This window comes from Sandaracinobacter neustonicus (assembly GCF_006385875.1).
Classification (GTDB): Bacteria; Pseudomonadota; Alphaproteobacteria; order Sphingomonadales; family Sphingomonadaceae; genus Sandaracinobacteroides; species Sandaracinobacteroides neustonicus.
On record NZ_VFSU01000011.1, the window covers coordinates 252,757 to 274,470 of the forward strand.

Sequence of the window (21,714 nt, forward strand, 5' to 3'; positions counted from 1 at the left end):
CGCGCTCCTCAGACCGCCAGATGGCCAGGGATGCGCAGGTGCCGTCGGCCGACCTCCACGAAGAGCGGATCGCGTTTGGCCGCCCACACGGCGGCGAAATGCCCGATCGCCCAGATCGCGAGCCCGACCAGCCAGAGGCGAAGGCCGAGACCCACGGCACCGGCGAGGGTGCCGTTCATGATGGCGATGGAACGAGGGGCGCCGCCGAGCAGGATATGCTCGGTCAACGCCCGGTGCACCGGAACGGTGAAGCCCGGGACCTCGGCGAGTTGTTCGAGGCCAGCCGCCATCAGACGAGCGCTCCGCCGCCGAATGAGAAGAAAGAGAGGAAGAACGAACTGGCGGCGAAGGCGATCGACAAGCCGAAGACGATCTGGATGAGGCGACGGAAGCCGCCGGACGTGTCACCGAACGCCAGGGTGAGCCCGGTGACGATGATGATGATCACGGCGATGATCTTGGCGACGGGGCCCTCGATCGATTGCAGGATGGATTGCAAAGGCGCCTCCCACGGCATGGAAGAACCGGAGGCGTGGGCGGCGGTAGAAAAGAGGATGCTGACGGATATGGTGGCTGCCGAGGTCGCAAGGACGTGGCAGCCGCGCGCGAGCGTGCGAATCATGAAGGTTCTCCTGTGCTGGGAGTCGCGGGGGTGATGCGGTAGTCGCCGTCGGGGCCGAGCCCTTCGACGCGGGCGAGATCCGCCAGTCGGCGCGCGGACCCACGGCCGGAGAGGACGGCCACGAGGTCGATCGTTTCGGCGATCAGTGCGCGCGGCACCGTGATCACCGCTTCCTGGATGAGCTGTTCGAGGCGACGCAGCGCGCCGATGCCCGAGCCGGCGTGGATGGTCCCGATTCCTCCGGGGTGGCCGGTGCCCCAAGCTTTGAGGAGGTCGAGCGCCTCGGAGCCTCGGACCTCGCCGATCGGTATGCGGTCGGGCCGAAGGCGGAGGGACGACCGGACCAGTTCCGAGAGCGTCGCCACGCCGTCTTTCGTGCGCATGGCGACGAGGTTGGGCGCGGCGCATTGCAGCTCGCGTGTGTCCTCGATGATGACCACCCGGTCGGCGGTCTTGGCGACCTCGGCCAAGAGGGCGTTGGTCAGTGTCGTCTTGCCTGTCGAGGTTCCTCCGGCGACGAGGATGTTGGCGCGGGAGGCGACAGCCTGGCGAAGGATGACCGCCTGATCGGTAGTCATGATGTTGGCGGCCACATAATCGTCGAGGCTGAAGACGGCGACGGCCGGCTTACGGATGGCGAAGGCGGGAGCGGCGACGACAGGTGGCAGGAGGCCTTCGAAGCGCTCGCCGCTGTCCGGCAGTTCGGCGGAGACGCGCGGGCTGCGTGGATGCACCTCGGCGCCGACATGGTGGGCCACGAGCCGGACGATACGTTCGCCGTCAGCGGGGGAGAGACGCTCCCCCGTGTCGGAGAGACCCTCCGACAGACGATCCACCCAAAGGCGACCATCGGGGTTCAGCATCACCTCGACGACGGCGGGGTCTTCGAGGAACCGCGTGATCGAGGGACCAAGCGCGGTGCGCAGCATGCGCGCGCCGCGAACAAATGCCTCAGGTTTGAGGTCTGTGGTGGTCATCTCAGCCCCGCTTCTTGACGGGGCGAAAAGTCGATCCCCGGATCGGGGTCGATTAAAGGAGCCTGAAATCAGGCCGATTCAACAAGTATCGGTCGTAGTAGTAGTGTGGCGTGCAAATACAGGAGAACGGCGGTTCGAGCCGATGGAACTCTACACCTGATCCTCTGCTTTGCCGCTCCCAGCTTTTGACGAATCGCCGTCGACATCTTCTGAAATCTCTTGGCGGAGCTTGGGACCCTGAGCCAGTCGCCGGCCTAGCGCCGCCACAAAGCGCTCGTAGCGCTCTCCCGCCTTGGCGCGCGCCGCCTGGGCCGCCGGTTCCGGAAGCGCCGGCGTGCTGTTGATCCAGAAGCGTATGAAGACGGCGAGCGTCTCCACCGAGATGCCGACGTCGCGTTCTATGCGGGTCATGCGGCGGTCAAGCTGATCAAGACGTCTGGCGACAATCGCCTCACGACGCTCCGCGTCGTCCGGCGACAGGAATGACGCGAGTGCCGCTTCAGCGACAAGGGATAGGGATTGTTCTCGTCGCGCCGCATAGTCCGACAGCATCGCCATGATCTCGGGGTCGAGATAGACGGAGATCTGGGTCTTTTTCTTTCGTCCGGTCACGAGATCACAACTCCATGCCGTCATTGGGATCGAGCGAAACCTGGCGCGCAACGCCATGCATGACGCGTGTCATACGTCGATTGCGGGTGGCCTCTTCTTCGAACTCGTCGGGCGGATCGATTTCGAACTCATTGTCGATCGGTGTCTTCTTCTCGACGGGTGCGACGCGGTTGAGTTCCGGTTGATGTCGCCGTTCGGAGTTCGTGGGGTCTTCATCCTCCTCCCGGTCATCAGGCGGCAACGCGCTGGCTGAATCCTCTGGAGGACCAGCCGGGATCGGCAGGCTGCTCCAATCGTCGGGACGCCCCTCGGGCGCGCGGACAAGCTCGGGCGGAGCCAGGACACGCTCCTTGAAGCGCCCGTCCTCGTAGTAACGAGCCTTCTTTGCCCTGATCGGCGGCGTGCCGGCGGCCATGACGATCTCGTCGGTCGGGGGAAGCTGCATGATCTCCCCTGGCGTCAGGAGTTGGCGCGCGGTCTCGGAACGCGACACCATCAGATGTCCGAGCCAAGGCGACAGCCGATGACCGGCATAGTTCTTCATGGCCTTCATTTCGGTGGCAGTGCCGAGCGCATCGGATACGCGTTTGGCGGTCCGCTCATCGTTCGTGGCGAAGCTCACCCGGACATGGCAGTTGTCGAGAATCGAGTTGTTCGGCCCATACGCCTTCTCGATCTGGTTCAGGGACTGAGCGATGAGGAAGCTCTTGAGCCCGTATCCCGCCATGAAAGCCAGTGCGCTCTCGAAGAAGTCGAGGCGGCCGAGCGCGGGAAACTCGTCAAGCATCAGCAGGAGGCGATGGCGGCCGGCTTTGGCTTGCAGATCTTCCGTCAGCCGCCGCCCGACCTGATTGAGGATCAGGCGGATCAACGGCTTGGTGCGGTTGATGTCCGAAGGCGGCACGACAAGGTAAAGGGTGGTTGGGCGCTTGCCGCCCACCATGTCGGTTATGCGCCAGTCGCAGCGCCGCGTGACCTGGGCGACGACGGGATCGCGATAGAGGCCGAGGAAGGACATGGCGGTCGAGAGGACCCCCGATCGTTCGTTGTCGGATTTGTTGAGCAGCTCGCGGGCGGCGCTGGCGATCACGGGGTGTGGCCCCGTTTCGCCGAGATGCGCGGTTTTCATCATGGCGGCGAGCGTCGACTCGATCGGTCGCCTGGGATCGGAGAGGAAGGCGGCGACGCCAGCCAGCGTCTTGTCGGTCTCGGCATAGAGGACGTGCAGGATGGCGCCGACCAGCAAGGCGTGACTGGTCTTTTCCCAGTGGTTGCGCTTTTCCAGCGAGCCTTCGGGATCGACCAGGATATCGGCGATGTTCTGGACATCGCGAACCTCCCATTCGCCGCGGCGGACCTCGAGCAGCGGATTGTAGGCTGACGAATTCGGATTGGTGGGATCGAACAGGAGCACGCGACCATGCCGCGCCCGGAAGCCGGCGGTGAGCTGCCAGTTCTCGCCCTTGATGTCGTGAACGATGGCCGAGCCCGGCCATGTCAGAAGTGAAGGGACGACGAGACCGACACCCTTGCCTGATCGGGTTGGCGCGAAGCACAGAACATGCTCGGGGCCGTCATGGCGCAGATACTCGCGCTCGTAGCGCCCCAGCACGACGCCATCCGGCCCGAGGAGGCCCGCGGCCTTGACCTCTCCCTTCTCGGCCCAGCGCGCCGAGCCATAGGTGGCGGCGTTCTTCGCCTCGCGTGCGCGCCAGACCGACATGCCGATCGCGACGGCGATCGCGATGAAGCCGCCGGACGCGGCGATCATCCCGCCCTTGGCGAAGATCTCCGGCGCGTAGGCGTCGTAGAAGTACCACCACCAAAAGATGGCTGGCGGATAGTAGATCGGGACGCCGGAGAGTTCGAACCACGGCGTGCCGAGTTGGGCCTGAAAGCCGAGGCTCCAGGCGACATACTGGGTGGCGCCCCAGGTGGTGATGAGGATGATGAGGAAGACGACGGTGATCTGCCCCCAGAGGATTTTTGTCGCGGACATGCAGAAGTCCTTTCGAGAATGGGGCTAGAGGCCGAGGCCTCGCTTGCGGCCGAAGCTCCAGTCGACGCCGCCGTCGCCGCGAGTGACGCCGGAGACCTGGCGGCCGAGATGTTTGTCGAGCGAGGGGGACCAGGGTACGAGCTGGAAGCCGAGGCCGTCGTCGATCATGGCGAACCGGCCCGAAGCCAGAGTCAGGCGCTGGCGATAGGCTCCGGCGACGTATTCGCCGGTCTGAGCGGCCTTGAACGGAAGACTGGTTTCGCCGGTGAGTTTGCTGGCGACCGCCTCAAGCTCCCGACGTCGCAGCGTCTCGATCAGCCTGCGGGAGAAGATCACACGCTGTCCCTGCCGCTCCGCCAGACCTTCGTTCGTCAGATGATCGGCACGGTCTGTCATCGCCTGCCGTACCTCGGCTCCAAATCCGCCATCCGATAGCGCGGCGGGCTCACGGGCGATGGCCTGCCGGTCGAGCCAGGTCGCGCCCCCGGCCGTAACCTGGGCCTGGATGTCGAGATCGGATCGAACGGCAAGCGCGACGCGGCGCTGGCCACGCGCGTCATCGAAGGCGCGCAGCTCGACGATCGAGCCGGGCGCGCTGTCTCCGGCGGCGTCGAGATCGGAAAGCCGGATGTGGTGGGTACTTCCGTCGACGCCATCGACGACGGCATAGGCTGTGCCCTTCAATTCATCGTCGAGGCCGCGCGCGATCAGGCGGCCGACAATGGGCGTGTCGAGGCTCTCGGCCGCCAGCACATAGGCGCCAGCCCCGCGCTCGATGCCGCGTTCGGTGAGCGCGCGGTGCATGCGCTTGATGATATCGCCACGCTCGCCGAGTTCGCGCAGGGTCGCCTCGGCCCTGTCATCTATCGTCCACTGCCCGGGCCCGACCTGTTGCGCGAGGCCGAGCGTCTCCAGCTTGCGAAGCCTGCCGACCTTCTGGACGCTGTAGGTGCCCGGCTGGCGATCGCGGTCCGGGGCGAGATCGATGACGCCCGTGTCACGCGCGTCGCGGGCAAGCTGCCGATCGAGCTGCGTCCAGCGTTCGGCCCCGACCTGATTGTCGAGCGCCCGCCGGATGTCGAGATCGGTGCGCGGCCCCAACTCCTGGGTAATGAGGTCGCGGGCGCGATCGCGCATCCCCTCCTTGATGTAGTCGCGTGAGATGACCAGGTCCTGGCCGTCGTCACGGACGCCCCGCACGATCAGGTGCACATGGGGATGCTCGGTGTTCCAGTGATCCACCGCGGCCCACTCGAGCCGCGTACCCAGATCCTTCTCCATCTGCCCGACCAGGTCGCGCGTGAAGGATCGCAGGTCCGACATATCCACTGCGTCGTCGGGCGACACGATGAACCGGAAGTGATGACGGTCGTCCTCGCAACGCTCGGCGAAGGCCCGGCCATCGACGTCTTCACTCCCAGGACCGAAGAGGCGAGCCTTCTCCCCGTCCCGGGTCACGCCGTCGCGGCGAAGATAATCGAGATGGGTGCCGAGGGGCGCCATGCGTCCGGAATGGCGGACGACGCGAGCCTTGATGACGGCGCCGCGCGTGCGGGCGGTGATGAAGCGATTGGCCTGGATGCTAGCGCGCTGGCCACGCCCGAAGCGGGATCGGCTCGCCGAGACCACACGGCCCGAGCGCGAGACCCCGCCGCCCGCCTTCTTGGCAGCGGCGAGCGCCTGGGCGATGAAGGGGCGCGCCGACTGCGCGCGTGTCGAGCGAATGCGCCCCGGACGAATGCGGAATTCGCGTTCATCGGCCATGATGCGGCCCCGCAATGTGCGAAAGCGCGAGGCGACCCAAAGGGTTGAGACAGGAGCGCACATTGCGCAGCACGGCGGCAACGTGCGCACAGACTCGAAAAAACCGGCAAAAACAACCGCCCGACCGACGCACAAGGTGCGCCCTTTTATCCTGCCATCGTGCGGTTGTTGTGCCTGCCTCCTGCCCTCGCGCCCTCCATGACACGCTGCAGCCCGACCCGGTGCGAATGCAAAGCCGCGCCATCATTGCGGGTCTCCGGTATCATCGCGGGCAAGAACGATGGACGCTGCCTGCGATCCTCCGTCGCCATCGGTCGCAGCCGGAAGGGACGAGCGGCTGTCGAGTGAGTGACCGCTGAATGGTGTCCCGATTGCAGAACGAGCGTCGGCGGATCGCGTGACGAACAGCGGGGCCTCGCGCCAATCGGGCGGCGGAGGTGCGGCAGCGGGCGCGCCTCTCGACGGCGCTGCGGAGCCGAGCTGAGGGGCGAGAAGAGCGACATAGGCGCGGGTCTCGGCGGGTAGCGCACGCCCCGTCGCGAGGTGCTCATCGTAGCGGCCGGGTCCTGCATTGTAGGCCGCGAGCATGGCAGGGATCGTGCCGTAGCGATCATACATCTCGCGCAGATAGGCCGTTCCCGCCAGGATGTTGTCGCGCGGGTCGTAAGGATTGCGACCGAGCCGATAGCGCACGCGAAGCCCCGTCCATGTGTCGGGCATCACCTGCATCAGTCCCATAGCTCCGGCCGAAGAGATCGCACGCACGTCGCCTGAACTTTCGGCGCGCTTGACGGCGATGATCCACGCTTCAGGAATGCCGAAGCGCTGCGAGGCTTCGGCGACATAACCGGCGTGCGGATCGACGGATGCCGTGCGCGCCGGTGGCGAGGTCTGCGCGCGAACGGGCAACGCCGCGTTCGCTGTCAGGACCAGGCCGGAAAGGAGAAGGAGGACGGCGCGCTGCATGGCGTCAGTCCTTTGCGTCGCGCTTGGACGGACGGCTCCAATGCAGGGACCAAGCCGAACCGGCATCGTCGTCACGGAAGAGATTGGCGCGGATCGGATGCCGGAAAGCGGGATCGTCTATGACAAGCGCGACGTACTCGCCGGCGCGTTCGCCGGTGCGCATCCAGCCCGCGCCGACTTCTGGACCTTCGTCACCGCCCTGGTGGACGCGGTAGTCCGGAGCGTTCTCCGTTTCGGACGGTTCGGCTGGGATAATGGCGAGATCGCAGGCCAGCGTCAGCGTGTGAATCTGCCCGGTGAAGCCGCTTGCTTCGCGAGTGAACATACCGATTTGCATGGGAAGTCTCCTGGGTTGCGGGTGAGAAAATGGAAGCAATCAGCGCATCGGTGCGCGCCAGACGAAGCGGCCGTCGCCGTCTTCATCGGTCCAGACGGGCGTCGCGCGGCCGATCACTGCGGTGTCGGCAAGCGGACCGAAGTAGCGGCCGTCGAGGCTGTCGGCGGCATCGGGATTCATGAGGAAGAGTTCGCCGTCTGCGAGCCGTCGGCAGCCCTGCCAGATTGGCAGCGCGCGGCCGAGGCGGTCGCGATCGCGCGCGTCGCCGAGCGGCACGTCATCGATGGTGATGGCCGTGCCGGTGCGACAAACGCGCTGCCCTGGCAGCGCCATGACGCGTTTCAGAAGCGGCACGTCGGGACCGATGTAGCCGCGCTGGACCATGAACCCGGCCAGCGGTTCGGGGGGCATGACGGCGACCAGATTAGTGACTTCGAGCCGACCGGAAGGCGCGATGCTGTAAAGTCCGACCGGAACGCTGGGTGTGACGTTCCAGACCAGCTTGATGGATGTTGGAGCGGCGATGGCGAGCGCTACGCCGAGCGCGGCGATGGCCGTGGCTTTGACATAGCCGGAGCGGGTCATCCTTCGATCCCCCGCCGCTTGAGCCACGCCAGATGGCGCTCGGCCGTGTATGGACGTGGCGCGTGACCGGCCTGTCCCCGATGGGCGACGTGACGCCAATGGTCCGGCGCGACGTCGCAGGCATCGACGCCGAGCGCTTCGATGGCGTCGATGTGCCGAAGCACGTCCTCGACCTTCGGCCAGCCCTCAACCTTCAGCAGGATTTCGCCGCCGGGGCGCACGAAAGGAACCGTCTGATAGGCCTCGCCCGCCACGATCGCGCGCAGAATGTCGATGCGCGAAATGATGGTGCCGTAGTCGTTGGCGGCCCAGCGGACGAAGGCGAAGACGGCGTTCGGCTGGAAGCCGACGACACGCCGACGGCGGTCGAGAATCTGTTCGTGGGCTTGGCGACCGAACCTGATCCAGTATTCGATCTTCTTCTCCACCCACGTCAGTTCGACATAGGTCATGTCGTCGTGGGGCTGTGCAGGCGGCATCGGACCGCCGCGCACGCGCGGGGCCGCGGTGCCGGTCATGAGGGGGCTCCATCGGTGGGAGGAAACTCGCGCTCGAGCAGCGTGCGCAGCATGTCGGCGACGGTGACGCCGCGCTGAAACGCGACGATCTTGATACGGCCGCGCAGATCCGCCGTGATGTCGATGGTGAGCCGCGCGGTGAAGCTGGACGCGGCGGGATCGCGGGGCGGCGTGTCGGCCGCCTTGATCCATTGCTCGGCGTCGGCGGGGCGCGTGGCGAAGCCACGTCGCGATGGGCGCTCGCTCATGTGCCTGCTCTCCCTGCGCGGAGGCGGCTGATTTCGTTCACAAGCGCCGCCACCTCGCGGGCCGCCGTCGTCGCGTCGTCCAGCTCGCAGACGAGGCGGCCGGTCTGCGCCGCCGATGCGAAGGCGATGCGCTGTCCGATGGTCGTGGCGAGCACCGGCGGATCATGATCGGCCAGCGTCTCGGCGGTCTCACGCGCCAGGACGGTGCGCGCGCCGCAACGGTTGAGAACGAAGCGCGCCAGAAGATCAGGCCGGTAGATGCGCGCTTCCGCAAGGAGCGCCAGCATTTCGGCCGACGCCCATCCGTCGAGCGGCGAAGGCTGCACCGGGATCAGGACGAGATCGGCCGCGAGCAGCGCCGAGCGCATCAGCGCGGCGACTCGGGGCGGGCCGTCGATCACGACATGATCGACATCGCGCGCCAGTTCTGGAGCCTCGCGGTGCAGCGTGTCGCGCGCCAAGCCGACGACGCCGAAGAGGCGCGGAAGGCCCTCGCGGCTGCGCTGCTGCGACCAGTCGAGCGCGGACCCTTGCGGGTCGGCGTCGATGACCGTGACGCGCTTTCCGCGACTCGCCAGTTCGCCCGCGAGGTTGAGGGCGAGCGTTGTTTTTCCCACGCCGCCCTTCTGATTGAGGAAGGCGACGATCATCGCACCCCTCCCGAGCGGCCTCGGGGCGAACGCTCACCGGTCTGGGATTGATCGCCGAAGAGCTTTGTTTGGGCGCCGTTCGGGGCTGTCACTTTGCGGCTCGAAGAGGCCGCGCTGAGGTTGCGCGCCGTCGCCCGGATGAGGTTTTCCACATCGCGCGCGCGCTCTTCAGAGTTTGATTCTTGGTTAGACTCTAAGTTAAGGGGGCGATTTCGGCTTTGATTTCGGTGCGTTAGACCCTGTTTGGGTTCCTGATAGCACGAGCCCAGGGTTCCCGATGGCACGATAGTGCGGGTTCCCGATAGCACGACCCCGTCCACAGGTTTTCCACAGGGAGGATGAGGCTCGAAGGCGAGTAGGACGCGACCGCCGATCTCCACCTCCAGAAAGAGGGCGTAGCCGGGGAGCGGCTGGCGACGGACGATATCGCGCAGCTCAAAGGCGAAGCGCTTGAACGGCGAGAGGCTGCCCGACTTCTGGTGAAGATGACGCAGATCGAAACGCCACCCGGCCCGCTGGCGGCCGCCGTGCTTGCGCACCAGGCGATAGAGCCAACGGTCGAGGCCGCCGGTCAGATCGAAATAGGCGCGGTCGATGGTCAGGACGAGCGCGTCATCGAGCACGGCCTTGTAGAACCAGTCGGGGACGATCAGTTCGATCCCGTCGGGGCGACCGTTACCGTCGGTGCGCTCCTGCCACTCATTGATCCAGGAGAAGCGATGGCGGCGTCCTTCGGCCGGTTGTCGGATCGAGGTGGAAACGGTGGTCGACTGCAGGCGGTCGAGCGCGGCCTTCAGCCGTTGGTAGTCGCGCAAGCTAGTGCCGCGGCCGACATAGGTGAGAATCTCGTAGGGAGTGGCGGCCATCAGGCGCGATGTGCGCAGCCCGGCGTCACGCGCCTCGACGATCTGGCTCGCCGCCCAGATCAGGATGTCCGCGTCCCAAATGGTCGCCATGCCATGATCGGGCACCGCTTCCACGCGGATCGCGACGTCGCCGGCGGCGAAGTCGATGGGCGCGATGCGATGGGATTTGGAAAGAGAGAAGAAGGGATAGGCCATGAGATCCTGCGCGTCTCTTGGCGCGAAGTCGCCAGGGAGCGCCCGAAACAGGTCGAGCTGTCCGCGCTCCGATGGGTGACGACGCCGCACCGCCATGAACGGACCGGGCGAGATCAGCGTGCGAGGCGACCGACGGGCTGGCCCGTCGATGGCGTCTGGCGTTTGGCAGGAAGGACCGAACCGCGCGGGTCGGAGGTCGAGGTGACGGCGCCACGGTCGGCCCAGGTTTCGAGATCGTCGACGGAATAGACGACGCGGCCGCCGAGCTTTCGATAGGCCGGCCCCGTGCCGTAGGTGCGGTGCTTCTCCAGCGTGCGGGCTGAAAGGCTGAGGAATTCTGCGGCTTCCTTGGTCCGCAGGAAGCGCGGCGGTAGAACGGCGGTATCGGGTCGCATGGATCGGGCCTCCGTGGTGTTGCGGGAAGCCGCTGGGGTTCAGCGGCGAACAACGACCACGGTGGCGAAGGAAAGCCGGCGTGTTGCAGGGCGAAATTAGGGGGTATTGATTTCGCCCAACGGCGGATCGACGACGGCTATTATCGCCGTCGATGACGCAGCAGCTTTTTGTATCCGCCGGCGATCATGGCGCGGGCATCGCGAAGCAAGGCCTTCACGCCATGACGAGCGGAAGAAGCCTGCCATTCGTCCCGGTCGAGATGACCAATGTTGAAGAGGACTTGCGCGATCTCCTGCTGGGTCGCTCCATCGCGATCCCCGTCGATCGCCTGCAGCATCTTGCGCAACCGCGCACGCTGCTGCCGCGTCAGGCGCGTGTCGGGCGGGATGGCGCGGCCATGCAAAGCCGAAAGGAGTCGATGAACGGCCTCGATCCTGTCGAAGCCGTTCAGGCCAAGCGGAATGACCGCGACCTCCGCCGACCCCTTCTCGGCATAGTCGACGATCTGGAGGCGTTGACCGTTTCCGAGCACGTAGCGGAATGTCGCCCCGCCCTCGTCGTGCGAGGGCTGATAGCTGCCGGCCCCGAGAGGGGTGTCCGTTAGAATGCGTCGGAGGTCTACCGGCGCTTCCGTGAGGAAGACGACGCTCGTGTCATCCTGGGGAAGCCACAGGACCGCAGCCTCAGGCGGTGGCGTCCGTGGATCTACGGGGAAATCGCAAACCCCAGCGTTGCCGAATCTTGTCGCTCAGTCCTTCTGGTGCATCGGACGCCGCTAGCGTCTCGAAATCAGCGTCGTACGCTTCATTGCGGCGGAGCCACTCCCAGGCCAGATCGGACGCGGTCAATGCATCCAGATGGTCGTATTCCGCCGAGGAGCGCCATGTCGATGCATCGGGTGTCATCACAATCCCCTCCAAGTTACGCATTTTAGGGGCTTTACGATTCACTTGTGGGTTGCGTCAGGGAAGCCGGAGAGATGTCTCCAGGCGATGCCGGAGCGGCATCACGCGAACGGCCGATGCTGGCTTTCGCGGACGAGTTCACGATACCCGTGCTCTGTCATCCAATGCGCGCGCGCGAGGTGCGCCTCGTGGATATCGCGGCATCGTTTGGGCTCGCGGCCGGGGTCCAGGCCGAAAAGAACATGGACCGCTTCGCGCCAATCGGCTCCGTCACGTTCGGCGTCCAGGAGCCGCAGATAGAGTTTCATATGCTCGCGGTCGTAAGACGTGAGCGTGTTGCTGAACGGCGGTTCGTCCAGAAGCGTCGGTGTCGGTTGTCCCATCAAGCTACCATAGTCGCGCGTATCAACCTCGTTAACCGTCTTCTGAGGTTGGACGCCCTCTATGCACGACAAGGATGGCGGCTATGAGATCGGCGCCACTAGCGCGGACGATCGCTCCTCTCGTGCAGGAGCAGCACGCCCTCGCCCTTGTCGGTGGAGAGGAAGACGATCCCGCCGGCTTCGAGAGACCTTCGCACCTGATCCCGCGTGGATTCGTACACCTCAAGACGGTTTCCCGACTCAAGGCGCTTGAGGGCGGTCAGCGATACTCGGGCCTTGTCAGCGAGCGTCTCCTGTGTCCAACCCAGCAACGCGCGTGCGGCCCGTGATTGTCGGGCGGTGATCATGCATGATCACCTCCCACCGTGGCCTGTACGCACTCCAGTACTACGACTAAAATAGTCGTTCTGGAGCGAAACGTCACCAGAAATAAGCATTGGGAGGGGCCGCTACACGAGGCGCACTGCCGTTTGATGACGGGGATGATTCGGTAGCAATGAGGTGGCGGCCCCGGCCTTTCGGCCGGGGCCCTCTGTCCGCCTCAGTCGCTGCGGCGACCGTTCGGGCGGGACCAGATCAGGGAGAAGATGTCGCTATCTTCGTCGTCGAAGAGGTTGGCGTAGATCGGGGCGTTGAAGCTCGGATCGTCGAGCTTGAGGCCCAGATAGTCGCGGCCCTCGTTGGAGCGCTTGGACCAGGCGGCGCCGATCTCGGCCCGGCCGACCAGGACCCGGTGGCTGGGGGCGTTCTCGCCGCTGGCGCGCAGGTCGGGGACGATGCGGACGTTCTTGGCTTGGACGCTGAGGGTGACGATGTCGCCGGTGTACTCGTTCGAGGCGGTCTTCTTGAAGGTGCCGATGGTGGCCATTGTGGGTCTCCGTATCCATTTCCGAGCCCGCACCATTGCGGCCTCGATGGCGATCGGCAGGCCGGAGGCGAGCGACGACACATCGCTTGCGACCGGAACGCAGCGGAGGATGGCGCAGGCGCGACTTTGTTGTTTCGCGAGGAATGACGGCGCAGCCGGCAGGGGAAGAAAGTCGGGACGCGCCGTTGTGGCATAGGCGCTCGAGGCGCAGCCGTCCTTCGGCCAGATCAGGCCATTGAAGAGGCCATATGGAGCGGTCGCTGAATGGACAGAACTCGGAGACCCTGGCCACCCGCAACCGCCAAAGATCCGCTGCACGTCACCGACTTCATCGCCCCATTCCGGGCCTTCGCCCGCGACCTCTGTCCCTGACGCCAACAGCAAAGATCGCGCTGCCTGCCGGAGATCGTCGGCTCGTCACTACAGGCGCTGCCTCTCCACCCGCTCAATACGCGACCGCCTCACAGGGACTCGCCTCGGCGCTACGTGCGCTCGCCTGCTCCGGGCTTTTCCCCACGACGAAAGTGATATCCCTCTCAGTCGGAGCCGTTTAGGTCTTTCCGCATCAGACGCGAGACAGTTGGCCCGCCGAAGGGTCGGAGGCCGCCATGCCGGTGATCCGCACGAAGGCGGTCACACCGACCGCGACAGCTCCGATGATCGAGAACACGATCTGCCAGGTCTCGGACGGCATGGTGTGTTTGACGACGCCATGGGTGGCGTGGAAACCCGCGATCACCGCAGGCGCGACAAAGGCGATGGCGATCAGGAGGCGCGCCCAGATCGGGCGCACGGTGGCGAGTAGGAACTGGCCGATGCCGAAGGTCAGACCGGCCCCCGCGAAGCCGATGATGATCGCGCCGAGCCAGCCGGCGCCTGTGCCATACGCCCACATGCCGAGACTCACGCCCGCGAAGAACGGGAGCGCATAGACGGCAAGCGTGAAGAGCAGCCAGCAGAGGAAACCGATGGCGGCGAAGCTGAGAAGGATGCCAAGGAAGATCATGGTGGTATCTCCGTAAGAATGGTCTGACGGTTGCGCCTCCACCACCACCACGGCGCTGCTCAATTCTAGCAGGGAATGGCGCCGTCGGGGAGCGGACACCGATCGGTGTCCGCTTCGACCGAAGGGCCCGTCGCCCCGTCATGGGGCGAACGGATCGATCTCGCTGACGATCTCGATTTCATCGCCGTCGAATTCATTGGCGGTCGTGACCGAGAGGGTGCCGTCGCCGGCGCGGAAGATGACGATGACGGCCATCAGGGTGGTGGCGAGGCTGAAGGCGTAGGCGTGCGCGTCGGGGAAGGACATTGCTCCGGCTCCTGTTTGAGCGGAGGACCATCCCCCGCTGGCAGGCGCCCGAAGTGTCCGGCCGGGGGCCGCGATCACCGCGTAGGCGTAAGCGGGAGCGGCGGCACGCTTGCGTAGTCCGACCCTTTACGGGTTGATGGCGTCAGGCCCGCGGCCGGACCAAGGATCAGCGCAATGGATCGCGGGGTGTGGTCGTTTTCGCTTCAGGAGCCGTGGGCGTCCTGGCGCGCATGATTGTAGACCGCTTGAGCGAGTTCACGCACAATGTCGCAGGCATCATCCGCAAATCCCGCCGGCCATGCTCGCGGATCGCGCTGAAATCCGCCGCGCTGAAAATAGGGATGAATCTGGTCGACAACGAGCGCGAGTCGGGACGGGAGGTTCAGACCGGCGCGTTCGGCGTATCGAGCCGCCTTATCCAGATCGTGACCGATCTGCACTCGATTCCAGGCGTCGGTGCTCGCGGTGCGGAGCAGATGAGACTTGAGCAGCAGCTCCGTCGCGACAGCGATCGAGTGAAGAGCGAGCTTATCGGCGGATTGCGTGGTCGCCCATGATGCGCAGTCGAGCTGAGTCATCGCGTTCCGTCGGAACATCTCGGAGATATGAAGGTCCGGCGCGAAGTCATCTGGGAATGGTAGAAGGTCCGGCATCGCGCCAAGATGCCAAAGTAACAGAAATATCCAACCCGATTGCTTCGCCCGATTTGCACTGATTTACACGCGGCATGCCGGAGTTCCGACTTTCAGACATGTCGACTTCGGTTGAAGGCGAACAGCCAAGGGCGGCGCTTACGCGCCGCCCGATCCGAACCGATAGACCGGAATGCCCAGCTTGCGGGCCTTATCGGCGAGATTGTCCTGAATGCCGGTGCCGGGGAAGACCACGACGCCAATCGGCATGACGGTCAGCATCTGATCGTTGCGCTTGAAGGGCGCGGCCTTGCCGTGCTTCGTCCAGTCGGGTTTGAAGGCGACCTGCGGCACCTTGCGGGTATCAGCCCAGCGGGCGGCGATCTTCTCGGCGCCTTTGGGCGTGCCGCCGTGCATCAGCACCATGTCGGGGTGCTTGCCGTGGATCTGGTCGAGCTTGGCCCAGATGGCCTGGTGGTCCGTGGTGTCGCCGCCGGAGAAGGCGATCTTCGGCCCGGTCGGAACCAGCACCTCGGTTTCCGCGCGACGCTTGGCGGCGAGGAAGTCGCGGCTGTCGATCATCGCGGCGGTGAGATGGCGATGGTTGACCCGTGATCCGGTCCGGGGCGACCACGGCGAGCCCGTGACGCGAAGGTAATGCTCGGCTGCGCTTTCGCGGAAAACTTCCAGGCTGTCGCGGCGTTCGACCAGGCTCTTGCCCATGTCGATCAGGTTCTCGAGCTGTAGTGACTTGACCTCGGAGCCGTCCTGTTCGCGCTGGAGGCGCTTCTGGCCCTGTTCGTTGTCGTCCAGCGTATTGTCGACGCGGCTGACGGCGCGGTGGAACATATTGACGGTCGACCAGAGCAGTTCGTTGAGGTCGTGATCGAGGCTGGTGTCGGCCAGGGTGGCGATGAGGGCGTCGAAGATGTCTGCGACGGCTCCCTCAATGACGCGGTCTTCCGGGACCGGGCGGGGATCGGGTTCGTCCTCGGAGGGGCGATAGCCGTAGAGCTGGAGTTCCTGCAGCATGTCGTCGGTGGGAGACGAGTCGTGGTGCGGTTCGAAGTCGTCGTGCTCGTTCATGGGATGCTCCGTCGGTTGGACCGCGACCGTCGCGGCCTTCATGGCGACGAAGCCGTCGGGCGGGTCGGACCTGCACCCGGAGCAAGGCGCAGGGCCGAAGCGTCAGCGGAGGATGGCGAAGGCCGGCGATTTTGTTTCGCGATGGAAAGGCGCGGTACGCGCCGCCGGAAAATCGTCGGCCGCAGCCATTGCCGATCCGGCCCGGCTGACGGCCGATCGCCCTCTCGAAGGCCGAGGCGCGGTCCCTCTGACGGGTCCAGCAGCCAGCGAGCAAGGCGGCGCCGGGCCGCCTCGCTTTCCGATACCGGCTATGCTGCGATCGCCATGAAGCGAGCGACGTCCTGGGGGGCGAGCTGCACGCGGATTCCTGACCGAAGCGCATCCAGTCCAAGCAGGCGCAGATCTTCATTGCAGTCCCCGAGCACCGGCGAAAGCACGATCGCTTCGATCCCGGCCGCATTGGCGCGTTCGATCAGATTGTCCCGCGCGCCGTCTCCTGCCGGATCGTTGTCGCGGACGATGTAGAGCCTGCGAAGCGTCGACGGGAACAGGATGGCGGCAAGGTGCGCCGCTGAGAGCGCGGGCGCGATCGCCATGTCGGGTACGATCTGACGCAGCGATAGCATGGTTTCGATGCCTTCGCCTGCCGCCATCACATCTCCCGGCATGCCGATGCGGACCGCATGACCGAGCAGATCGCCCATCGCCTTGCGCTGCGTGTCGATCGGCGCCTTGTCGGAGCCGTCTAGCGAGAGCCACGTGCGGTGGGCTCCCGTGATCGTGCCGCCCAGATCGGTGACGGCGGCGATCATCGCCGGCCAGGTTTCGGTCGGGCTATCGTCCTCGGGGCGGTAGTAGCACCTCGGATGGAATCGCAGGCTGCCGGTCCCGTGCAAAGCCGTAATCCCGCGTTTGCGGAGATACGTTTCCACGATGGTGCCCGCGATCGGCTGCGACATGGCGAAGAGGCGGCGCGCCGCCTCGGACGATCCCGATGGGGCTGGCGCTCTGCCCTGTCGTGATGGCGCCGGTGGCGGTTCGGGTTGCGGCATGCTGAGAAAGCTGCGTGCCTCTTCGGCGACATCGGTGAAGTCGATGAGGCCGAGCGATTCCCGGATCACGTCGAGCAGGTCGCCATGCTCGCCAGTCGCCGCATCGTTCCATTTGCCCGCTGGCCCCTTGGGGGTATCGCGGAGCCGCACAAACATCGAGCGGCCCCTGGCGTTGCGGACGTCGCCGACCTGCCAATAGCCGCCCTGACGGCGGCCGTTGGAAAGGTAATGGCGGCAGACCGCCTCGGCCTGTCGGCCGAGACGCTGCGCCAGATCGGAGGCGTTGATCCGTGTCATCATGCCGCCTCCCGCTCGGAGATGCGAGCCAGCGGATAGATGTCGAGCAGCTTTCCGAGGATGGCCGGCCCGGTTGCGTCGACGGGCACGAAGAAGCGCAGCTTCCACGAGATGATCTCGCTATACAGCCCGTAGCTCCGCAGCCGATCGCGCATCGTGTCGGTGAACCCGGAGAGTTCGATGCGGTTCGCGCCCATGACACGGACCCGGCGAAGCTGAAGGCCTTCGGCGAGGTCGAGGATGGTGCGGCCGTCGATCAGGGCCGCATAGGCGTCCTCCGCGCCGAGGTTGGTCGCGCCGGTCGAGGCGGCGTTGGCGGCCCAGGCGGGCGAGACGCGTCGGCCGATGATGCGCTCGCCGTCATCGGTTTGAAGGCGATAAACGCGCGTCGACTCGTTGGGCAGGCGCTTCCAGACGGGCAGCAACAGGCCGCTGACCATATGGATCGTGCTTTCGGTGAAGGTCGGGACCTCCGACACCTCGCGCTGCCAGATGGCGGCGAAGGTCTCGCGATCGGCCTCTTGCCAGTGGCTGTCGACCATCATTTTCAGCGACGCGTGATGCTGCTCCATCGGCCGGATCAGCCGGACGCGCCGTTCAATCTCGCCATCGTCGAGCATGAGCGACGGCGCCGGAATCTGCACAGCGGCGCGCCCGGATCGCTCGTTGATGAGCAGCCGGGCATGCGGATCGTCAAGCCAGGCCAGCGCGGTCTTCGTCGACGTCGGCCTATTGCGACGGCGTTCGGCGATACTGAGAAGGCGCGCTTCCGCGCCCGTCGCGGGATGGGTGTAGATGGTGGTCCGCTCCGTGACGATGAAGCTCTCTGCCGTCAGCGTCTCCAGGCCGGTGTCATAGACTCCGCTGGCGATCGCGCCCGCCACCTTCGACTCGAGCAGCAGTTCGAAGGCGGTAAACAGGATGCCCTGCAGCTCGATGGTCAGGGCGAGCAGCCGGTTGAGGAACGTCGTGATCGGCGGCAATTCGTCCTTGATGCCGCCCTCGTCCATCAGCTTCAGGCCGGTGGCCTCCTCGAAACGCTGGAGCGAACAGCCTTCAACCTTGCCCCGCACAATCTGGAGATAGAGCTGGCGAAGGGCATCGCGAGCGTAGGTCGATTCCAGATTGTCCTCGGGCCGGAACAGGCCCTGTCCGCCGGTCTGGCGCTGGCCGCGCGTGATCGCGCCCAACGTGTCGAGGCGGCGGGCAATGGTGGAGAGGAAGCGCTTCTCCGCCTTCACGTCCGTGGCGATCGGCCGGAACAGCGGCGGCTGCGCCTGGTTGGTGCGGTTGGTGCGACCAAGGCCCTGGATGGCGGCGTCGGCCTTCCAGCCCGGTTCCAACAGATAGTGAACGCGCAGGCGCTGATTCCGCGCGGAGAGTTCGGCGTGATAGCTACGCCCGGTGCCGCCCGCGTCCGAGAAGACGAGGATGCGTTTCTGATCGTCCATGAAGGCGCTGGTCTCGGCGAGGTTCGCCGATGGCGCGCGGTTCTCGACCACGAGGCGATGGCCCTTGCGCACGATGCGCCGCGATCGGCCCGTCACCTCCGCGACCATCTCCGTGCCGAAACGCTGCACGATCTGGTCGAGCGCGCCGGGCACCGGCGGGAGCGAAGCGAGCCGTTCGATCAGATCGTTGCGGCGGGCGACGGCTTCCCTGCTCTCGACAGGCTGGCCATCCCGATAGACCGGGCGTGACGACAGATTGCCCTCGGAGTCGGTGAAGGGCTCGTAGAGCTGCACCGGGAAGGAATGGGCGAGATAGTCCAGGACATACTCCCGCGGCGTGATGTCCACGCGCACGTCGTTCCATTCCTCTGTCGGAATCTCCGCCAGCCGACGTTCCATCAAGGCTTCGCCCGTCGAGACGATCTGGATCACGGCGGCATGGCCCGCATCGAGATCGCCTTCGATGGAGCGGATCAGCGTCGGCGTCTTCATCGACGTGAGCAGATGGCCGAAGAAGCGCTGCTTGGCGGACTCGAACGCCGAGCGGGCGGCGGACTTGGCCTGCTTATTCAGCGTGCCGTCGCTGCCGGTGATGTTGGCGGCCTGCATCGCCGCATCGAGATTGTTATGGATGACTGCGAAGGCGCCAGCATAGGCATCATAAATGCCCCGCTGTTCATCGGTGAGCTGGTGTTCAACCAACTCGTATTCGACGCCGTCATACGAGAGCGACCGGGCGGTGTAGAGGCCGAGCGATCTGAGATCGCGCGCGAGCACCTCCATGGCCGCCACGCCGCCGTCCTCGATGGCTTCGACGAATTCGGCGCGGGTGGCGAAGGGAAAGTCCTCCCCGCCCCAGAGGCCGAGCCGCTGCGCATAAGCGAGATTGTGGACCGTGGTGGCTCCGGTGGCGGACACATAGGTCACGCGCGCATTCGGCAGGGCGTGCTGGAGGCGCAAACCTGCGCGGCCCTGCTGCGAGGCGGCGACGTCGCCGCGTTCACCCTTTCCGCCAGCGGCGTTCTGCATGGCGTGCGCCTCGTCGAAGATGATGGCTCCATCGAAATCGGAGCCCAACCAATCGACGATCTGCCGGACGCGCGAAACCTTCTCGCCGCGGTCATCGGAGCGTAGCGTGGCGTAGGTCGTAAATAGGACGCCTTCCGACAGGGTAATGGGCTTGCCTTGCGGGAAGCGCGACAGCGGCGTGACCAGCAGCCGTTCCATTCCGAGCGCCGACCAATCGCGCTGCGCGTCCTCGATCAGCTTATCGGACTTCGAGACCCAGACCGCCTTGCGGCGACCGCGCAGCCAGTTGTCGAGGATGATGCCCGCTGACTGACGGCCCTTGCCGGCGCCAGTCCCGTCGCCGAGCATGTAGCCGCGCCGGAAGCGCACGGCGTTCTCGGCGTCGGGCGGAGCGGCCTTCACGAGATCGAAGGTCTCATCGACCGTCCATGAGCCGGCGAGGAAATCGGAATGGGCCGCGCCGGCGAAGATGACGGTTTCGATCTGGGCGTCGGACAGGAGATCGCAGATGTTCGCCGGCAGCATCGGCCGGTAGCTCGGCTTGGGCGGCGCGATGCTGGCCATGGCCGCCGACTGCACGAGCTTGGTCGGATGCGCCTGCGCGCCGGGGATGCGGATCGACTGCAACCCGTATTCTTCGTAGATCACCTCGGTGAGACGCGTGCCCTCGGGCGGCGTCCAGTCGACGATTTCATAGGCGAGTTCGACACCGTCCGGCTCGATGGCGAGCGATGCGGCCGGGCGAGCGACCGAGGCGCGCGCGAGATAGCCGCGTACAGTGCGCGGCGTGGTGGCCGGGGTGGCGGGCGAAGCCGGCGTCGTCGCCGTGGCAAGGCGCGAGGGGACCTGGGCCCCGATCCAGCCGAGCAAGGTCGCGACATCCGGCGCAACGCCCGCAGAGGTCGGGAAGACGGCCGGATCGTCAGCCGGGAGCTTGTCGATGACGGTCAGCCGGGTCTCGATCGTCGTGCCGTGCCGAGCGTAGACCGAGCCGTCGATCGCTGCGGTGAAGACGACGCGGCCACGCTCCTGGAGCCGCCTGAAAGCGTCGGTCCAGGCCGGGATTTCGGGCCCGAAGTTCGCGCCGGTGATGGCGACCAGTCGGCCGCCGTCGGCGAGACGCGCCAGGGCCGAGGTGACATGCCGATAGGCGGCATCAGCCATGCGGCCGGAGACATGGGCCATGGCCGAGAACGGCGGGTTCATGATGACGACGGCGGGCGCGTGGGTCGGCGGGAGATGATCGTCGATCTGGGCCGCGTCGAAACGCGAGACGGCGATGGCCGGGAAGAGAGCGGCGAGCAGATCGGCGCGGGCGTCGGACAGCTCGTTGAGGAGAAGTTCGCCGCCGCTGATCTGGGCGAGGATTGCGAGCAGCCCGGTGCCGGCCGACGGCTCAAGCACGAGGTCGCCCGGCGCAATGGCGGCCGCGGTCACGGCGGCGAGCCCAAGCGGCGTCGGCGTCGAGAATTGCTGCAATGCCTGACTTTCCTCGGAGCGGCGCGTGTGCGTCGGCAGGAGGCCGGTGATTTTCGTGATGGCGGAAAGCCGTGCAGCCGGAGAAGCGGCTTTGCGGAAAAGCGCCTTGCCGTATTTCTGAAGGAACAGCACGGTCGCCGCTTCGCAGGCGTCGTAGGCCGTCTTCCAGGTCCATGCGCCGGTCGTGTCCGATGCGCCGAACGCCGCTTCCATCGCGCCGCGCAGCGCTGTGGCGTCGATGCGTTCGCCGCGCTCGAGGTGGGTCAGAAGACGCAGGGCCGCGCCGAACGCGGCGACCTCTGCTGCAGGAACGGGAACGACAGGAGGGGATGCGGCGGCGTCGGCCGCCGCTGATGTCAAAGCCAGGGTCATGGGAAATGCCTCGGGGAGAGCGGAGACGGGGAAGCCCGCGCGGCGCTCTCTCTCAACCGCCCGGACTCGTCCCGTTCCGGCGACCCTCTCCCTCTCGAGGGACTCGCAATGGC

Annotated in this window: 25 protein-coding genes; all 25 read right to left on the reverse strand. The window is 65.9% G+C overall.

Annotated elements, in window-relative coordinates; genetic code table 11:
• Nucleotides 1–8: 8 nt before the first annotated feature.
• On the reverse strand, nucleotides 9–290 hold the full coding sequence (locus FJQ54_RS02765; protein ID WP_039248277.1) for a VirB3 family type IV secretion system protein: 282 nt from the start codon (nucleotides 288–290) through the stop codon (nucleotides 9–11).
• The gene (locus FJQ54_RS02770; RefSeq protein ID WP_039248274.1) at nucleotides 290–622 is read right to left on the reverse strand and encodes a TrbC/VirB2 family protein; all 333 of its coding nucleotides are present in this window, start codon (nucleotides 620–622) and stop codon (nucleotides 290–292) included. The genes FJQ54_RS02765 and FJQ54_RS02770 overlap by 1 nt, the downstream gene beginning before the upstream one ends.
• Nucleotides 619–1,599, reverse strand: coding sequence for a P-type conjugative transfer ATPase TrbB (trbB, locus tag FJQ54_RS02775; RefSeq protein WP_039248272.1), 981 nt, complete (start codon nucleotides 1,597–1,599; stop codon nucleotides 619–621). The genes FJQ54_RS02770 and trbB overlap by 4 nt, the downstream gene beginning before the upstream one ends.
• 150 nt (nucleotides 1,600–1,749) lie before the next feature.
• Entirely contained in the window at nucleotides 1,750–2,235 is a 486-nt protein-coding gene (locus FJQ54_RS02780) for a CopG family transcriptional regulator (RefSeq protein WP_207790343.1), read from the reverse strand.
• Entirely contained in the window at nucleotides 2,216–4,210 is a 1,995-nt protein-coding gene (locus FJQ54_RS02785) for a conjugal transfer protein TraG (protein WP_039248269.1), read from the reverse strand. The genes FJQ54_RS02780 and FJQ54_RS02785 overlap by 20 nt, the downstream gene beginning before the upstream one ends.
• 24 nt (nucleotides 4,211–4,234) lie before the next feature.
• Nucleotides 4,235–5,974, reverse strand: a complete 1,740-nt coding sequence (locus FJQ54_RS02790; protein WP_039248266.1) for a relaxase/mobilization nuclease domain-containing protein — start codon at nucleotides 5,972–5,974, stop codon at nucleotides 4,235–4,237.
• A 243-nt stretch (nucleotides 5,975–6,217) separates the two neighbouring features.
• Nucleotides 6,218–6,940 carry a lytic transglycosylase domain-containing protein gene (locus FJQ54_RS02795; protein WP_039248264.1) on the reverse strand — a complete coding sequence of 241 codons (723 nt, stop codon included), beginning with the start codon at nucleotides 6,938–6,940 and terminating at the stop codon, nucleotides 6,218–6,220.
• 4 nt (nucleotides 6,941–6,944) lie between these two features.
• A complete protein-coding gene (locus tag FJQ54_RS02800) occupies nucleotides 6,945–7,277 on the reverse strand; it encodes a DUF736 domain-containing protein (RefSeq protein ID WP_039248262.1) in 333 nt (110 codons plus the stop codon).
• Between the two features lie 39 nt (nucleotides 7,278–7,316).
• Nucleotides 7,317–7,862 (reverse strand): S26 family signal peptidase, encoded by a 546-nt coding sequence (locus FJQ54_RS02805; RefSeq protein WP_039248259.1) that lies wholly within the window; start codon nucleotides 7,860–7,862, stop codon nucleotides 7,317–7,319.
• Entirely contained in the window at nucleotides 7,859–8,380 is a 522-nt protein-coding gene (locus FJQ54_RS02810; RefSeq protein WP_039248256.1) for a DUF2840 domain-containing protein, read from the reverse strand. Before FJQ54_RS02810 ends, FJQ54_RS02805 begins: the two co-directional genes overlap by 4 nt.
• Nucleotides 8,377–8,628 (reverse strand): hypothetical protein, encoded by a 252-nt coding sequence (locus tag FJQ54_RS02815; protein WP_039248255.1) that lies wholly within the window; start codon nucleotides 8,626–8,628, stop codon nucleotides 8,377–8,379. The genes FJQ54_RS02810 and FJQ54_RS02815 overlap by 4 nt, the downstream gene beginning before the upstream one ends.
• Nucleotides 8,625–9,278: a ParA family partition ATPase gene (parA, locus tag FJQ54_RS02820; RefSeq protein ID WP_039248252.1), complete on the reverse strand. Its 654-nt coding sequence runs from the start codon at nucleotides 9,276–9,278 to the stop codon at nucleotides 8,625–8,627. The genes FJQ54_RS02815 and parA overlap by 4 nt, the downstream gene beginning before the upstream one ends.
• Nucleotides 9,275–10,435 (reverse strand): replication initiator protein A, encoded by a 1,161-nt coding sequence (locus FJQ54_RS02825; protein ID WP_140926857.1) that lies wholly within the window; start codon nucleotides 10,433–10,435, stop codon nucleotides 9,275–9,277. Before FJQ54_RS02825 ends, parA begins: the two co-directional genes overlap by 4 nt.
• Before the next feature lie 17 nt (nucleotides 10,436–10,452).
• Complete coding sequence (locus tag FJQ54_RS02830; RefSeq protein WP_039248249.1) at nucleotides 10,453–10,734, reverse strand: helix-turn-helix transcriptional regulator; 282 nt, start codon at nucleotides 10,732–10,734, stop codon at nucleotides 10,453–10,455.
• A 140-nt stretch (nucleotides 10,735–10,874) separates the two neighbouring features.
• Nucleotides 10,875–11,267 (reverse strand): DUF2285 domain-containing protein, encoded by a 393-nt coding sequence (locus tag FJQ54_RS02835; protein WP_235890290.1) that lies wholly within the window; start codon nucleotides 11,265–11,267, stop codon nucleotides 10,875–10,877.
• 151 nt (nucleotides 11,268–11,418) lie between these two features.
• Nucleotides 11,419–11,640 (reverse strand): transcriptional regulator domain-containing protein, encoded by a 222-nt coding sequence (locus FJQ54_RS02840; protein WP_084140445.1) that lies wholly within the window; start codon nucleotides 11,638–11,640, stop codon nucleotides 11,419–11,421.
• Between the two features lie 101 nt (nucleotides 11,641–11,741).
• On the reverse strand, nucleotides 11,742–12,023 hold the full coding sequence (locus FJQ54_RS02845; RefSeq protein ID WP_084140443.1) for a DNA -binding domain-containing protein: 282 nt from the start codon (nucleotides 12,021–12,023) through the stop codon (nucleotides 11,742–11,744).
• Between the two features lie 98 nt (nucleotides 12,024–12,121).
• Nucleotides 12,122–12,370 (reverse strand): helix-turn-helix domain-containing protein, encoded by a 249-nt coding sequence (locus FJQ54_RS02850; RefSeq protein ID WP_039248242.1) that lies wholly within the window; start codon nucleotides 12,368–12,370, stop codon nucleotides 12,122–12,124.
• Nucleotides 12,371–12,564: 194 nt separating this feature from the next.
• Nucleotides 12,565–12,891 carry a DUF736 domain-containing protein gene (locus tag FJQ54_RS02855; protein ID WP_039248240.1) on the reverse strand — a complete coding sequence of 109 codons (327 nt, stop codon included), beginning with the start codon at nucleotides 12,889–12,891 and terminating at the stop codon, nucleotides 12,565–12,567.
• A gap of 565 nt (nucleotides 12,892–13,456) precedes the next feature.
• On the reverse strand, nucleotides 13,457–13,960 hold the full coding sequence (locus tag FJQ54_RS02865; protein ID WP_292075224.1) for a hypothetical protein: 504 nt from the start codon (nucleotides 13,958–13,960) through the stop codon (nucleotides 13,457–13,459).
• A 75-nt stretch (nucleotides 13,961–14,035) separates the two neighbouring features.
• Nucleotides 14,036–14,203, reverse strand: coding sequence for a hypothetical protein (locus tag FJQ54_RS17380; protein WP_167334182.1), 168 nt, complete (start codon nucleotides 14,201–14,203; stop codon nucleotides 14,036–14,038).
• Nucleotides 14,204–14,406: 203 nt separating this feature from the next.
• Entirely contained in the window at nucleotides 14,407–14,781 is a 375-nt protein-coding gene (locus tag FJQ54_RS02870) for a hypothetical protein (protein ID WP_039248234.1), read from the reverse strand.
• 213 nt (nucleotides 14,782–14,994) lie between these two features.
• Nucleotides 14,995–15,921, reverse strand: a complete 927-nt coding sequence (locus tag FJQ54_RS02875; RefSeq protein ID WP_039248301.1) for a DUF2493 domain-containing protein — start codon at nucleotides 15,919–15,921, stop codon at nucleotides 14,995–14,997.
• A gap of 308 nt (nucleotides 15,922–16,229) precedes the next feature.
• Nucleotides 16,230–17,270: a DUF7146 domain-containing protein gene (locus FJQ54_RS02880; protein ID WP_181159964.1), complete on the reverse strand. Its 1,041-nt coding sequence runs from the start codon at nucleotides 17,268–17,270 to the stop codon at nucleotides 16,230–16,232.
• On the reverse strand, nucleotides 17,270–21,601 hold the full coding sequence (locus FJQ54_RS02885) for a bifunctional class I SAM-dependent methyltransferase/DEAD/DEAH box helicase (RefSeq protein ID WP_039248230.1): 4,332 nt from the start codon (nucleotides 21,599–21,601) through the stop codon (nucleotides 17,270–17,272). Before FJQ54_RS02885 ends, FJQ54_RS02880 begins: the two co-directional genes overlap by 1 nt.
• Nucleotides 21,602–21,714 lie beyond the last annotated feature (113 nt).